The sequence below is a fragment of the Erythrobacter sp. RANMB8 genome (assembly GCF_056848235.1).
This window is the reverse complement of record NZ_JBREHG010000014.1, coordinates 1-14,232: the sequence shown is the minus strand read 5'-3', so window position 1 is coordinate 14,232 and position 14,232 is coordinate 1. Positions and strand designations below refer to the sequence as shown.

Genomic DNA, 14,232 nt, shown 5'->3' with positions numbered 1-14,232 from the left:
GACGGGCGGGTTCGCGGCATGGCAAGGGCCATGCACGATACCGGCCCCACTTCGCAGACCTTCATCTCGCAACGCCTTCGCCTGAACTACCTCGACTGGGGCGGCAGGGGAAAGCCGCCGCTTGTGCTGGTGCATGGCGGGCGCGATCATGCGCGCAGCTGGGACTGGACCGCCGAGGCGCTGCGCGAGGATTACCACGTCATCGCCATGGACCACCGCGGTCATGGCGACAGCGACTGGGTCTCGGACGGGGTCTATTCGGCCGCCGACATGGTCTATGATCTGGCACAGCTGATCCACCAGCTCGGCGTCGGCCCGGTGCGGATGGTGGCGCATTCGATGGGCGGGAACGTGGCGCTGCGCTATGCGGGGGCCTTCCCCGATATGGTGACGAAGCTGGTGGCGATCGAAGGCCTCGGCCCTTCGCCCGAATACCGCGAAAAGCAGCGGTCCGTGCCCTATCCCGAACGCCTCGCCGAATGGATCGAGAAGAAGCGCAAGGCTGCCGGGCGCACCCCGCGCAAGTATGAGAGCATCGAGGCGGCGTTCGCCCGCATGATCGAGGAGAACGCCTACCTCACCGAGGAACAGGCGCGCCATCTGACGGTTCACGGGGTCAATCGCAACGAGGACGGCACCTATAGCTGGAAGTTCGATCCGCACCTCAATGTGTGGCCAGTCGAGGATATCGGCGATGAATTCATCGAGGCGCTGTGGGGCGCGATCCGGTGTCCGACGCTGCTGCTCTACGGCGCGGACAGCTGGGCTTCGAACCCCGAGAAGGACGGGCGGATCGCCCACTTCAGCACGGCGAAGGTGATCGAGTTCGAGAAGGCGGGCCACTGGCTGCACCACGACCAGTTTGACCGCTTCATCGCGACCTTGCGCGATTTCCTCTGAGGCGGCCCGGAAAAATGCCTAAAATGTAATCACGCGATTAACTTTTAGGCAGGTTTTCTCCCGCAGGTGCGAAGAAACGGGCTGTTTGCCCCGCGAAAGCGCGCTTTTGCGATTCTGGCACGCTTGTTGCTGTGACTCCGTTGGCCGGAACGATCCGGTGCAACAGGGGCCACAGATGAAGTTCATCATCGCCATCATCAAACCGTTCAAGCTCGACAGCGTCCGCGAGGCGTTGAGCGGGATCGGCATCGCCGGGATGACCGTGACCGAGGTCAAGGGATTTGGTCGCCAGAAGGGCCAGACCGAAATCTACCGCGGCGCCGAATACTCCACCAACATGCTGCCCAAGGTGAAGCTCGAAATCGCCGCGAGCGACGATATCGCCGCTCAGGTGGTCGAGACGATCCAGCAGACCGCCAACACCGGCGCCATCGGCGACGGCAAGATCTTCGTGCTCGATATCGCGTCAGCCACCCGCATCCGCACCGGCGAGACCGGCGAAACCGCGCTGTAAGGGGACCCATGCAATGAAGCGTATTTTCCTCAATGCTGCGGCGCTGATGACGGGGGCCGTGCTGCTCGCCGCGCCCGCGCTCGCCGCTCCGGTGGCTGAAGCCGCCGAAGTTGTGGCCGAAGTGGCCGAAGTGGCAGCAGAAGCTGCTCCCGCTGTTCCCAATCCGGGCAACAACGGCTTCATGATGACCGCCACTGTGCTGGTGCTGCTGATGATCCTGCCCGGCCTCGCGCTGTTCTATGGCGGTCTCACCCGTTCCAAGAACATGCTGTCCACCATGACCCAGGTCGGCGCGGCTGCCGCGCTGGCGATGCTGGTGTGGGTGATGTGGGGTTATGGCCTCGCGTTCGGCCCGGAAGGCAACGAATATATCAGCTGGGGCAAGTTCTTCCTCCAGGGCGTGACGCCGGACTCCACGGCCGCGACCTTCACCGACGAGGTGATCAGCGAATACATCTTCATCAGCTTCCAGATGACCTTCGCCGCGATCACTGCCGCGCTGGTGCTGGGATCGGTGGTGGAGCGGATGAAGTTCGCTGCCACGATGGTGTTTACCCTCGTGTGGCTGACGATCGTCTATTTCCCGATCGCCCACATGGTGTGGGAAGCGCGCGGCGTGTTCTTCGTGATGGGCGCGCTCGACTTTGCCGGCGGCACCGTGGTGCACATCAACGCCGGTGTCTCGGCGCTGGTCGCCGCCTACATCCTCGGCAAGCGCAAGGGTTACCCGACCGAGCCGATGATGCCGCACAGCCTGACGCTGACCATGGTCGGCACCGGTCTGCTGTGGGTGGGCTGGTTCGGCTTCAACGCCGGCTCGGCGCTCGAAGCCAATGGTTCGGCGGCGCTGGCCATGATCAACACCTTGGTTGCCACGGCTGCGGGCGGGCTGTTCTGGATGCTGACCGAGCGGGCCATGGGCCACAAGGGCTCGGCGCTGGGCTTCTGCTCGGGTGTGATTGCCGGTCTGGTGGCCGTGACCCCGGCGGCGGGCAACTCCGGCCCGTTCGGCGCGATCCTGCTCGGCGCGATTGCCTCGGTGATCTGCTATTTCTTCGTGGCCAAGGTGAAGCCGAAGCTGGGCTATGACGATGCGCTCGACGCTTTCGGCATCCACGGCGTGGGCGGCATCGTCGGCGCGATCGGTACCGGCATCGTGTTCTCGCCCGCTCTGGGCGGCCCGGGCGGCGAAGACTTCGCCATGGGTGCGCAGCTGGTGACCCAGATTACCGCCGTGGCTGCGACCATCGTGATCTCCGCCGCCGGCACCGCGATCGCCATGTACATCGCCAAGGCCATCACGGGGCTGCGCGTTGACGAGGAAAGCGAAGTCAACGGCCTCGACATCTCCGAACACGGGGAGCGGGCTTACAACTGAGCCCCTCTCCACCAAGCTTGGCGGGGGGAGACCTCTCTCTCCCTCTCCTCTCCTCCCGCCTCACCACGTTCCTCCTGCGAACGAACAAACTGATATGGCCGGAGCTGCGCAAGCGCTCCGGCCCTTTTTTGCTTTTCGCTCGCCCCTCCGGACGAGCGTCCTCGGCGTTGTTCCCTTCGCTTCGCTACGGGGCGCCTGCGGCTCGGCCGCGTGGCCTCGCAGCCCGTCCTTCGGCGGGCCGGATCAGCGCTTTTGGCTAGTTGGGGCTCAGGCCCGCTCCTGCGCCATCACGAAATCGGCGCACCTTTCGCCGATCATGATGCTGGGCGCGTTGGTGTTGCCGCTGACGAGCTTGGGCATGATGCTGGCATCGGCCACCCACAGGCCTTCCAGCCCGTTGAGGCGGAGCGTCGGATCGACCACGGCATCGGCATCGCTCCCCATGCGGCAGGTGCCGACGGGGTGATAGACCGTATCCGCGCGGGAACGGATCAGCGCGTCCAATGCGGCGTCGTCATTGAGATCGACCGGATGGCGATCCTTCGGGCCAAAAGCCTGCAAGGGCGGCGCCTCGGCGATACGGTGGGACAGGCGCACCCCGGCGCGCAGCACCGCCATGTCGCGTTCGTCGTCGAGGAAGTTGGGATCGATCACCGGCGCGGCGGCGGCGTCGTTGCTGCCCAGCCGCACCGTGCCGCGGCTTTCGGGGCGCAGCACACAGGCGTGGAGCGAGAAGCCGTGGCCTTTTACCTTCTCGCGCCCGTGGTCTTCCAGCACGGCGGGGACGAAGTGCCATTGCACGTCCGGCGCAGGGCTATCGGGCATCACGGTCCAGAAACCGCCCGCTTCGGCATAGGGCGTGGTCATCACGCCGGTGCGCTTGCGCCGGTGTTCGATCACCGCCGCCGCCATCCGCAGCGTGCCTTTCAGCGTGCTGCCGATCGGCACATCGCTTTGTGTCTCCCAGCCGGAGACATAGTCGATATGGTCTTGCAGGTTGCCGCCCACGGCAGGCCGGTCGAGCACCACGTCGATCCCGTGCGCCTTGAGGTGGTCGGCCGGGCCGATGCCCGAAAGCATCAGGATCTGGGGTGAATTGAACGCGCCTGCGCTGAGCACGACCCCGCGCCGGGCCAGCAGGGTTTCGGATGTGCCCCCGCGCCGGATCTGCACGCCCGTCACGCGTCCGGTCTCGATCACCAGCTTCTCGACCAGCGTATCGGTGCGGACTGCGAAATTGCCCTGTTCGCGGATCGGCTCCACGTAAGCGCGGGCGGCCGACCAGCGTTCGCCCTTGCGCTGGGTCACCTGATAGAGGCCGAAGCCCTCCTGCCGCTCGCCGTTGAAATCGGGATTGGTGCGCAGCTGGAGCGCGGCTGCGGCCTCGACGAAGGCATGGCTGGCAGGATTGGCGGCGGTCTGGTCGGACACGAACAGCGGGCCACCGGCTCCGTGGTAATCATCCGCGCCGCGTTCATTGGATTCGGCGCGCTTGAAGTAGGGCAGCACGTCGCCATAGGCCCAGCCGGTGCAGCCCTGTGCTGCCCAGTTGTCGTAATCCCAGCGATGCCCGCGGATATAGACCATCGCATTGATCGCCGAGGAGCCGCCGAGCCCGCGCCCGCGCGGCTGGTATCCGGTGCGGCCGTTGAGGCCCTTCTGCGGCACGGTTTCGTAGCGGTAGTTCGACTTTTCGGGGATGAAGGGCATGAAGCCCGGCGTCTTGATGAAGACGTTGTCGTTGCGCCCGCCCGCTTCCAGCAGGCACACGCGGCGGGTGCCGTCCACGGCGAGACGCCCGGCCACAGCGCTGCCCGCGCTGCCACCGCCGATGACGATGTAGTCGAAACTTTCCATGATCTCTCCCTTTACGGGACGAGATTAGGCAGCTTCGTGCGCGCCTGCAATCGGGTTTCGATCAGCCACTGACATTGTTGTAGGTAGCGTCGCCTGTCCGGTGCGCGCCCGCCACCTTTCGCGGATCATGTCGCTGGTCTCGCGGCTGCCATCGTGGCTCCAGCCGGGTTCGCGCAGGAGGTAGGACAGCTTGTGCTTCCAGGGAGCGCGCCAGATGTCAGCCAGCATCCCGATCCATTCGTGGAACACCGCCCACAAGAGGTTGAAGCTGCCGAGTTGCTTGACGATGCCGTAACGGATCGGCTCGTCATCCACCTCGGGTTCGAAGGTGCCGAACATCCGGTCCCAGACGATGAAGACGCCAGCGTAATTGCGGTCGAGATAGCGCGGATTGGTGGCGTGGTGCACGCGGTGGTGGCTGGGAGTGTTCATCACCGCCTCGAACCATGCGGGCATCCGCTTGATCGCCTCGGTGTGGATCCAGAACTGGTAGATCAGGTTGAACCCGCCGCAGATCGCGATCATCGCGGGATGGAAGCCGAGCAGCACCAGCGGCACCGCGAACAGGAAGCCGAAGGTCAGCGGGCCGGTCCATGTCTGCCGCAGCGCGGTGGAGAGGTTGTAGTGCTGGCTCGAATGGTGGTTCACATGCGCCGCCCACATCCAGCGGATGCGGTGTCCGGCGCGGTGGACCCAGTAATATTTGCAATCGTCGAGAACGAAGCACAGCGGCCACGCCCACCACACGGCCCACCATTCGGGACCGAAATCGAAGATCCGGTATTCGTAGGCCTCGATGAACACCGCGACGGCAAAACCGCCCAGCAACGCGCCCGCCACGGTCGAGCCAAGCCCGAAGGCGAGGCTGACGAGAGTGTCCTTGGGCTCGTAGGCCTCCGGCGCGCGGAGTTTCGCCCAGATCATCTCGGCCAGCACCAGCGCCACGAACAGCGGCACGGCGAATTGGGTGGGGTTGAAATCAGGCATGCTGCGGTGTGTTTATCGCATTGATCGCGTCAGCCCAAGCCTTGCCATCGGGGATGGTCAGGAAGACGGTGCCGAAGCGTGCCTCGCCCGGAGCGACCTCGATCTGCCCTCCTGCGACCCTCGCTGCCGCGCCGGGGCCGAGCACGCGCCCGGCAAAGCGGTTGCCGTGCCGCTTGATGACCATGATCCGGCCGGCTGCATCGCGGGCGAGCGCGCTCGCGCCTTCGGTGTCGCAGGCGATGGTGACGGGGGTAAAGCCGTCCTCCACCTCGCCCGCAACGCGTGCGACTGCCTCCGGGCTGTCAAGGCGCGGCTCGCCGCCCAGCTTCATCCACCAGGCAATGCCCGCCAGCGCGAGGATGGCGACCAGCGATCCGGCCGTCTGGACCAGCAATTCCACCGGGGTCTCTCAGCGCTGGCTGAGCATGTCGATCATGGGGCGAATCGGGCTGATATCGTAACCGGCCTGCGCGGCGGTGCGGGCAATGGTCTCGGGCGTCATGCCCTGCTTCGCGCTCGCCAGCGCCCACAGCAAGGTCGACCGGGTGCCCGACCGGCAATAGGCGAGAATCGGCCCCTCGGCCTGCTCCATCGCCGCGATCATCGCATCGACCTGCGGTTCGCTGAAGCCGGAATGGCCGATCGGAATGGCCACATAGTTGAGACCGGCTGCCGCTGCGGCTGCCGCGATGTCGTCGCCTTGCGGCGCACCGGGATCTTCCCCGTCGGGCCGGTTGTTGACGATCAGCGCCACGCCCTGCGCGGCGGCGGCAGCCACGTCTTCAATTTCAAGTTGCTGACTTACCGATATATTTTCTGTCAGCTTGCGGAATTCGCCCATGGCCGCTGATGCTCCCTCGTGCTGTGCCCGCGCCTGTCATGCCCAACCGCCGCCTTGCGCACAAGCATTCCTGCGGGCATTTTCGCACCTGCCGCAGCATGGCTTGCGAGCGGCCCCGCGCCTGCCGGTAAAATCGTTCGCAAAGAAACTCTTTGTGCGCTATATCCTCGCACACGTGCGCACCGGTCCAATCATTCGGCGCGTCTGTGTCCGGTGCGGCTCACTGTCCACGCCACCGGCGCATCGGAGGGCGGGCAGTGTGGCAAGGTACGTTCTGATATATGGGTTACGATAGGGGACGCCGGCGCGGTCGCGACAAGCGTGACGGGTTTGGCGAAGATGGCTTCGATCCGTTTGGTGGCGGCAACGATGGTTACTCGCCTCCGCGCGATTTCGGCGGCGACCGCTTTGGCGGTGGCGGTGACCGGTTCGGTGGTGGCGGTGATCGCTTCGGCGGCGGTGGCGGCGGTGGCGCTCCGCGTGGTGGCGGCTTCGGCGGCGGTCCGCGTGGCGGCGGCGGTGGCTTCGGTGGCGGCGCCCCGCGCATGCCCGCCCAGATCGTCGGCACCGGCAAGGGCACGGTAAAGTTCTTCAACAGCCAGAAGGGTTTCGGCTTCATCCAGCAGGATGGCGGCGGCGAAGATGTGTTCGTGCACATCAGTGCGGTCGAGCGTGCCGGGCTTGAAGGTCTCGCCGAAGGGCAGGAGCTGCAGTACAACCTCGTGGATCGCGGCGGCAAGGTGTCGGCGCAGGATCTGCAGGTCGTGGGTGATGTGATCGCGGTGGCGGCCAAGCCCGCCGCTCCCCAGCGCGAGCTGACGGGTGAGCGCGTGTCGGGCACGGTCAAGTTCTTCAACGCGATGAAGGGCTTCGGCTTCCTCGTGCGCGATGATGGTCAGCCCGATGCCTTCGTGCACATCAGCGCGGTCGAGCGTTCGGGGCTGTCGGCCCTCAACGAAGGCGAGCGTTACCAGTTCGATCTCGAAGTCGATCGACGCGGAAAGTATTCCGCCGTCAATCTGGCACCGATCGAAGGCTGACCCAGCCCGGACCGCTCCCCGCGGTTTGACCGGGGGGAGCCGGAAGATTAAACGGAATGCAGATGGCGGCTCTGGTTCAGGGCCGCCATTTGCGTTTCCAGTCCCCAACACCACTCAACTCAGGAAAATGCCCATGTCGATTACCCCGCTGATGCCCGTCTATCCGCGTTGCGGCGTGCGGCCGGTGCGCGGCGAGCACTGCCATCTGATCGACGAGAACGGCACGCGCTATCTCGATTTCGCCAGCGGCATTGCGGTCAATCTGCTCGGCCACTCGCACGAAGGCCTGATCGGCGCGATCCAGCAGCAGGCCGCGACCCTGATGCATGTCTCGAACCTTTACGGCAGCCCGCAGGGAGAACGCCTCGCGCAGATGTTGGTCGATACGACCTTCGGCGACACGGTGTTCTTCACCAATTCCGGCGCGGAAGCCTGCGAGGCGGCGATCAAGACCGCCCGCGCCTATCACCAGAACGCCGGCGAGGCGGGGGATGCCAGCCGGTTCGAGATCATCACCTTCCACAACGCCTTCCACGGGCGCACGATGGCGACCATCTCGGCATCGAACCAGACCAAGATGCACCACGGCTTTTCGCCGCTGCTCGAAGGGTTCAAATATGCGCCGTTTGACGATCTGGAAGCGGCCAGGGCGCTGATCGGGCCGCATACCGCGGGCTTCATGGTGGAACCGATCCAGGGCGAAGGCGGCATCCGTCCCGCGTCGGTCGAATTCATGCAGGGGCTGCGCAAGCTCGCCGACGAGCATGATCTGATGCTGATCCTTGACGAAGTGCAGTGCGGCGTGGCGCGCACCGGCAAGCTCTACGCCTATGAGCATTACGGGATCGAGCCCGACATCATGGCGACCGCCAAGGGCATCGGCGGCGGCTTCCCGCTGGGCGCCTGCATCGCCACCGAAAAGGCCGCGCGCGGCATGACCTTCGGCACCCATGGATCAACCTATGGCGGCAACCCGTTGGCGATGGCGGCAGGGACGGCGGTGATGGAGGCCGTGGCGAACGAGGCGTTCCTCAATTCGGTCGCCGAAAAGGGCGAGCGGCTGCGCGCGCGGCTGGAACAGTTCATCGGCAACTATCCCGATCTGTTCGAGCTGGTGCGGGGCAAGGGCCTGATGCTGGGCCTCAAGATGACAATGGAAAGCCGCCCCTTCTACGTCCACCTGCGCGATCATCACCAGCTGCTGACCGTTGCGGCAGGGGATAACACCATCCGCATCATCCCGCCGCTGGTGATTGGCGATGCCGAGATCGACGAGTTCTTCGACAAGCTGTCGGCCGGCGCTGCCAGCTTCAAGGTGCCCGAGGCAGCATGACCGGCGCGGGCACCCGGCTGCGGCATTTCCTCGATCTGGGAGATGCCGGCGCGAATGATATCGCGGCAATGATCAATGATGCGATCGATCGCAAGGCGGCGCGTGCCGGCAAGCCCAAGGGTGCGGTCGATGCCGATGCGCCGCTGGCGGGCCGCGTGCTGGCGCTGGTGTTCGAGAAGAACTCGACCCGCACCCGCGTCAGCTTCGACATCGCAATGCGGCAGCTGGGCGGATCGGTGCTGATCCTCGATTCGGCGTCGAGCCAGCTGGGGCGGGGGGAAACCATCGCCGATACCGCACGGGTGCTCAGCCGGATGGTCGATGGCATCATGCTGCGCACCGATGATCACGCCAAGATCGAGGAAATGGCCCGCCATGCCACGGTGCCGGTGATCAACGGACTGACCGACCAGTCGCATCCCTGCCAGATCGTCGCCGATCTGCTGACCGTGATCGAACACGGCAAGGCGCTTCCGGGGCTGGAGGTCGCCTGGTTCGGGGATGGCAACAACGTGCTGCACTCGATCCTCGAGGCGGCAGGGCTATTCAAGTTCAACGTGCGCGTGGCGGTGCCGGCGGGGTATGAACCCGATCCGGCTTTCGTTGAAATGGCGCGGGCGGGCGGTGCCACTGTCACCCTGACGCAGGACGCAGCCGCCGCCGCACGCGGCGCGGACGTGCTCGTTACCGATACGTGGATTTCGATGGGGCAGGCCGACGCAGCAGAGAAAAAGGCGGCGATGGCACCCTATCAGGTCAACGCGGCGCTGATGGCAGAAGCCAAGCCGGATGCCATCTTCCTCCACTGCCTGCCCGCCCATGTCGGCGACGAAGTCAGCGAGGAGGTGTTCGAAGGCCCGCAATCGGTCGTCTTCGACGAAGCGGAAAACCGCATCCATGCGCAGAAGTCGGTGTTGTTGTGGAGTTTCGGGTTGCTCGGCGGCCACTAGAACGGCGGGATCGCGGCACGAGGGCTTGGCCCGGGTGCCCTCCGTCCCCATATGCGCGCCCATGACCGAAATGACCGAGACTTTTTCCGACAAGCTGATGGGCTTCACCCTGCCGGGACGCAATGCCCGCGGCCGGATGGTGCGGATGGACGGCGTGCTTGATGCCGTGCTGTCGGCGCATGACTATCCTGCCCCGATTACCCACCTGCTTGGCGAAGCGCTGGTGCTGGGCGCGCTGATGGGCGGCTTGCTCAAGGGCGATACCGCGCAGCTGACGATCCAGGCGCAGACCCAGGGCGGCATCGTGAAGCTGCTGGTGTGCGATTACCGCGCCGGTGCGGTGCGCGGCTATGTCGATTTCGACGGGGAGCGGCTTGGCACCCTGGGTGCCAATCCCTCGCTCGAAGCGCTGTTCGGCGAAGGCTATCTGGCGATCACCTTCGAGACTGAAGGCAACCAGCGCTATCAGGGGATTGTGCCGCTGGAGGGCGCGAGCCTTGCCGAAGCCTGCGAAAGCTATTTCAGCCAGTCGGAACAGATCCCGACGCTGATCCGCGTCGCCAGCCGCGCAGGTGCCGGCGGCAAGGCAGCGGGCGGCATCCTTGTCCAGCACCTTGCCGATGGCGAGGAAGGGCGCGAGCGGCTGCATGCGCGGCTCGATCATCCCGATTGGGAGCATGTCGCGGTGATGACCGGCTCGATCAGCCACGATGAACTGCTCGATCCCGCACTCTCTCTCGAAGCCATCGCCTGGCGTCTCTTTCACGAGGAGGACGAGGTGCGGGTTCAGGCGGGCGCGGCATTATCACGCGGGTGCCGTTGCAGCGCGGCGCATTACGAAACGATCATCGCCCGCTTCCCGCCCGAGGAGCAGCAGGAGATGCGCGGCGAGGATGGCATCATCGCCGTCGATTGCGCGTTCTGCTCACGTACATTTGCACTCGCTATCTGACGGTTCGTCGAAAAATTCCGGCGAACCGCGCAGAAGTGCGAAAATATGCAATTCGGACAGGCCAAAAGCAGGCATGATGAGAACCATGAACTTCGCTTCGAACAGCTTCGCACGCGCACTTGCGCTTGGCGGCCTGGCCGTAGGGGCAGTGCTGTGGTCATCAGTGCCGGGGCAGGCGCAGGGCAACGGGCTTGCCATGCTCGGGACGCTCGCCAAGGGCGAATGGACGATCAAGCAGCGCGGCGGCGCGCCGGATCGCAAGATTTGCGTGAAGACCGGGGCCGAGCTGATCCAGCTCCAGCATCGCGACAGCGGGTGCAACCAATTTGTGGTGGAGGATGGCGCCGCGCGCGTCACCGTGCAGTATACCTGCCCGGGCAACGGCTATGGCCGCACCAGCATCCGCCGCGAAACGCCTTCGCTCGTGCAGCTCGAAAGCCAGGGCATCCATGAAGGCATGCCGTTCCAACTGGTGGCCGAGGCGCGTCGCACCGGATCGTGCTGAGGGCGCCGGATTGCCTTTGCCAGCGCCCGTGATAGGGCCGCGCGATGCCCAAGACTGAACATCATTCCGTTTTGCCGACAGCTGTCGTGCTGCTGTCCGGTGGTCTGGATTCCATGGTCACCGCCGCGCTTGCGCAGGAACGCGGCTTTGCGGTTCACGCGCTGACAGTCGATTATGGCCAGCGTCACCGGCTCGAACTGGAATCGGCGGACCGGATTGCCCGGCAACTCGGGCTTGCACGGCATACCCGCATCGCGCTCGACCTGCGAGCGTTTGGCGGTTCCGCGCTCACCGACGCGATCGACGTGCCCAAGGGCGGGGTGGGGGAGGATATTCCGGTCACCTATGTCCCGGCGCGCAATCTGGTGTTCCTTGCGCTGACCACCGCCTGTGCGGAAGCTGCGGGCGCGCGCGATGTCTTCATCGGGGTGAATGCGCTGGATTATTCGGGCTATCCCGATTGCCGGCCGGAATTCATTGCCAGCTTCGCTGAAACAGCAAGGCTTGGTACCAAGGCGGGTGTCGAGGGCGCGCCCTTCACGATCCATGCGCCTTTGCAGCACATGACCAAGGCCGATATTGCGAGCGAGTGCGCGCGGCTCGGTCTCGATCCGGCATGGAGCTGGTCATGCTACGATCCCGCGCCCGACGGCATGGCCTGCGGGTTGTGCGATTCCTGTCGCTTGCGGAAAAAGGGTTTTGCCGAAGCGGGTATTGTCGATAGCACTGCCTACAAAGCCTGAGTGGCCATCGGGCCATTGCGTGATCGGGTATCCGGGATAGGGGATCATCATTGAGTGACGAAGTGACTGCGGCGCAGGATCGTAGCGAGCGTCCTGCATCGGCATACAGCTGGTATGTGCTGGGCGTGCTGGTGGTCGTGTACATCCTCAACTTCATCGACCGGCAGATCCTCTCGATCCTGGCGGTCGATATCAAGCGTGATCTTGCGCTGACCGATGGGCAGCTGGGCTTTCTGGGCGGTGCCGCCTTTGCGGTGTTCTATGCGCTGTTCGGGGTGCCGCTTGGGCGGCTGGCGGATCGCTGGCACCGTGTGCGGCTGCTGACGATCGGGCTGGTGCTGTGGTCGACGATGACCGCGCTGTCGGGGCTCGCGCGCAATTACCTGACCTTGTCGCTCGCCCGCATGGGCGTGGGCGTGGGTGAGGCGACGGCCAGCCCCACCGCCTATTCGCTGATTTCCGATTATTTCCCTTCGCGCCAGCGCGGCACGGCGCTGGCGATCTATTCGTCCGGCCTTTACATCGGCGGCGGGGTCTCGCTGCTGATCGGCGCCAAGATTTCGCAGGTCTGGGATGCAACCTATCCGGGCGGAGGCATTGGAGGGCTGGTCGGATGGCAGGCCGCCTTCATGGCGGTGGGTCTGCCCGGAGTTCTGCTTGCCGTTTGGGTCGCCTCGCTGCGCGAACCGGCGCGACCGGCTGCGGGCAATCCTGAAGAGCGCCACCCCCTGATCGACTTTTTCATCGATCTTTCGATGCTGTTGCCGCCGCTCACCTTCATCCATGCCATGCTGCGTGGACCCATGGCGCTGTTCATCAATGTCCTGATGGCTGCAGGGATGACCGGCTTCGCGCTGGTGATGATCAAGCTGACGGGCAACATTCCGCAGTGGTCGGCGATCGCCTTCGGTTATTATGCCGTCTTTTCCTGGGCGGCCACCTTGCGTCGGCATGATCCTGCCACATTCAGCCTGATCTGGGGCACACCGGCGTTCATCTGCACGGCACTGGGCTACGGTCTTGTCTCGCTTGGAGCCTATGCGCTGGCGTTCTGGTCGGCACCCTATGCAGAAACTGTGCTGAAACTGCCGAAAGCTGAACTGGCCTTTGTGCTTGGGGGGAGCGGCGCCGTTTCCGGCTTCCTCGGGGTTATTCTCGGTGGGCGATTGTCCGACTGGCTTCGCTCGCGCAATCCCTCGGGGCGCATTCTGGTGATCATGTTCGGCATTCTGGCGCCGGTGGTCCCGATCTGGATCGGGTTCACGACTGAAAATGCGCTGGTCTTTTACGCGATGAACTTCCTTGCCGGAATGTTCGCGGCCACTGCTCTCGGTGCAGCAGCGGCTACCACGCAGGATCTGGTCTTGCCGCGGATGCGCGGGACGGCAACCGCATCGTTCTTTCTGGCGACGACGCTGGTGGGGCTCGGCCTCGGGCCGTACATGGTCGGCCAGATATCCGAGTTGAGCGGCAGCATGCGGACCGGGGTGCTTTCATTGATCGGTGTGGCTCCGATCTCGCTTGCGCTGCTGATCTGGGCCTATCGGGCCCTGCCGCAGGCGGAAGCCACGATCGAAGAACGCGCCCGCGCGGCCGCTGGGGAATAGCAGCGCGCGAAGGCGGTCTCTGAGGACCGTGTAAGCCAGCGAGGCGTAATCGGGATTTCTACCCGCCCGACGCGGCTCAACTGCACAGCGGTTTGGCCGCGCCGGGTTCACCGAACAGACCTTTTGGGGACCTTTGCCGGTTCTTGCCACTGGCATGCCGCTGGGTGCGTGCCATATCATGCAATCGCACCGTGGTTTTACTGCTACGCCTACCGGCGTCCCATTGTTTCGCTGCCGCATGCCCAACAAAAAAGGGGCCGGATTGCTCCGGCCCCCCTTCGATACCCTTGGCGGGTTGACTTACATGCCCGAACCCGGACCGTAGGTCACTTCCACGCGACGGTTCTGCGCTTCGCGCACGCCGTCCGCGGTCGGGACGCGCGGCTGCGATTCGCCGAAGGCTTCGCCGGTGATGCGGGCACCCGGGATGCCGCGGCCGGTGAGGTAGCTGCGAACCGAAGCATTGCGACGCTCTGCGAGAGCGACGTTGTACTTCACGCTACCGGCACGGTCGGTGTGACCAGCCAGCATCACGCTTGCCGTGCCGCAGTTGGCATAGGCGGTGACGGCGTTGTTGAGGATCGTCGCTGCTTCCGAGGTGATGTCCGACTTATCGAAGTCGAAG

The 14,232-nt window shown here is 64.8% G+C and carries 15 protein-coding genes; 10 read left to right on the top strand and 5 right to left on the bottom strand.

Translation table 11 applies throughout. From position 1 onward, the window contains the following. Nucleotides 1–30: 30 nt before the first annotated feature. The 3 genes from ACU0AG_RS13800 (at nt 31) to ACU0AG_RS13790 (ending at nt 2,792) form a co-directional block, all read left to right on the top strand. Nucleotides 31–900, top strand: coding sequence for an alpha/beta fold hydrolase (locus ACU0AG_RS13800; RefSeq protein ID WP_482782858.1), 870 nt, complete (start codon nt 31–33; stop codon nt 898–900). Between the two features lie 175 nt (nt 901–1,075). Further along, nucleotides 1,076–1,414, top strand: coding sequence for a P-II family nitrogen regulator (locus ACU0AG_RS13795; protein WP_482782857.1), 339 nt, complete (start codon nt 1,076–1,078; stop codon nt 1,412–1,414). 13 nt (nt 1,415–1,427) lie between these two features. Next, a complete protein-coding gene (locus tag ACU0AG_RS13790) occupies nt 1,428–2,792 on the top strand; it encodes an ammonium transporter (protein ID WP_482782856.1) in 1,365 nt (454 codons plus the stop codon). A 267-nt stretch (nt 2,793–3,059) separates the two neighbouring features. On the opposite strand, the gene ACU0AG_RS13785 is transcribed toward ACU0AG_RS13790, so the two are convergent. The 4 genes from ACU0AG_RS13785 to ACU0AG_RS13770 are packed head-to-tail and all read right to left on the bottom strand — an operon-like array spanning nt 3,060 to nt 6,477. Then, nucleotides 3,060–4,649, bottom strand: coding sequence for a GMC family oxidoreductase (locus tag ACU0AG_RS13785; protein ID WP_482782855.1), 1,590 nt, complete (start codon nt 4,647–4,649; stop codon nt 3,060–3,062). A 24-nt stretch (nt 4,650–4,673) separates the two neighbouring features. Next, a complete protein-coding gene (locus ACU0AG_RS13780) occupies nt 4,674–5,636 on the bottom strand; it encodes a sterol desaturase family protein (RefSeq protein WP_482782854.1) in 963 nt (320 codons plus the stop codon). Next, nucleotides 5,629–6,036, bottom strand: a complete 408-nt coding sequence (locus ACU0AG_RS13775) for a hypothetical protein (protein WP_482782853.1) — start codon at nt 6,034–6,036, stop codon at nt 5,629–5,631. The genes ACU0AG_RS13780 and ACU0AG_RS13775 overlap by 8 nt, the downstream gene beginning before the upstream one ends. Nucleotides 6,037–6,045: 9 nt before the next feature. Further along, nucleotides 6,046–6,477, bottom strand: coding sequence for a protein tyrosine phosphatase family protein (locus ACU0AG_RS13770; protein WP_482782852.1), 432 nt, complete (start codon nt 6,475–6,477; stop codon nt 6,046–6,048). A gap of 281 nt (nt 6,478–6,758) precedes the next feature. On the opposite strand from ACU0AG_RS13770, the gene ACU0AG_RS13765 reads away from it, so the two are divergent. The 7 genes from ACU0AG_RS13765 to ACU0AG_RS13735 all read left to right on the top strand — a co-directional run bounded on the left by ACU0AG_RS13765 (nt 6,759) and on the right by ACU0AG_RS13735 (nt 13,607). Further along, entirely contained in the window at nt 6,759–7,517 is a 759-nt protein-coding gene (locus ACU0AG_RS13765; protein WP_482782851.1) for a cold-shock protein, read from the top strand. A 133-nt stretch (nt 7,518–7,650) separates the two neighbouring features. Continuing rightward, nucleotides 7,651–8,850: an acetylornithine transaminase gene (locus ACU0AG_RS13760; protein ID WP_482782850.1), complete on the top strand. Its 1,200-nt coding sequence runs from the start codon at nt 7,651–7,653 to the stop codon at nt 8,848–8,850. Then, complete coding sequence (argF, locus tag ACU0AG_RS13755) at nt 8,847–9,800, top strand: ornithine carbamoyltransferase (RefSeq protein ID WP_482782849.1); 954 nt, start codon at nt 8,847–8,849, stop codon at nt 9,798–9,800. The genes ACU0AG_RS13760 and argF overlap by 4 nt, the downstream gene beginning before the upstream one ends. Before the next feature lie 61 nt (nt 9,801–9,861). Further along, nucleotides 9,862–10,752 (top strand): Hsp33 family molecular chaperone HslO, encoded by an 891-nt coding sequence (gene hslO, locus ACU0AG_RS13750; RefSeq protein ID WP_482782848.1) that lies wholly within the window; start codon nt 9,862–9,864, stop codon nt 10,750–10,752. 73 nt (nt 10,753–10,825) lie between these two features. Continuing rightward, on the top strand, nt 10,826–11,257 hold the full coding sequence (locus ACU0AG_RS13745; RefSeq protein WP_482782847.1) for a DUF3617 domain-containing protein: 432 nt from the start codon (nt 10,826–10,828) through the stop codon (nt 11,255–11,257). 44 nt (nt 11,258–11,301) lie between these two features. Continuing rightward, complete coding sequence (gene queC, locus ACU0AG_RS13740) at nt 11,302–12,000, top strand: 7-cyano-7-deazaguanine synthase QueC (RefSeq protein ID WP_482782846.1); 699 nt, start codon at nt 11,302–11,304, stop codon at nt 11,998–12,000. Between the two features lie 50 nt (nt 12,001–12,050). Continuing rightward, entirely contained in the window at nt 12,051–13,607 is a 1,557-nt protein-coding gene (locus ACU0AG_RS13735) for a spinster family MFS transporter (RefSeq protein ID WP_482782845.1), read from the top strand. A 300-nt stretch (nt 13,608–13,907) separates the two neighbouring features. Here the strand turns inward: ACU0AG_RS13735 and ACU0AG_RS13730 are convergent. Further along, the coding region (locus ACU0AG_RS13730) for an OmpA family protein (RefSeq protein WP_482782844.1) at nt 13,908–14,232 on the bottom strand (325 nt) is incomplete at its 5' end.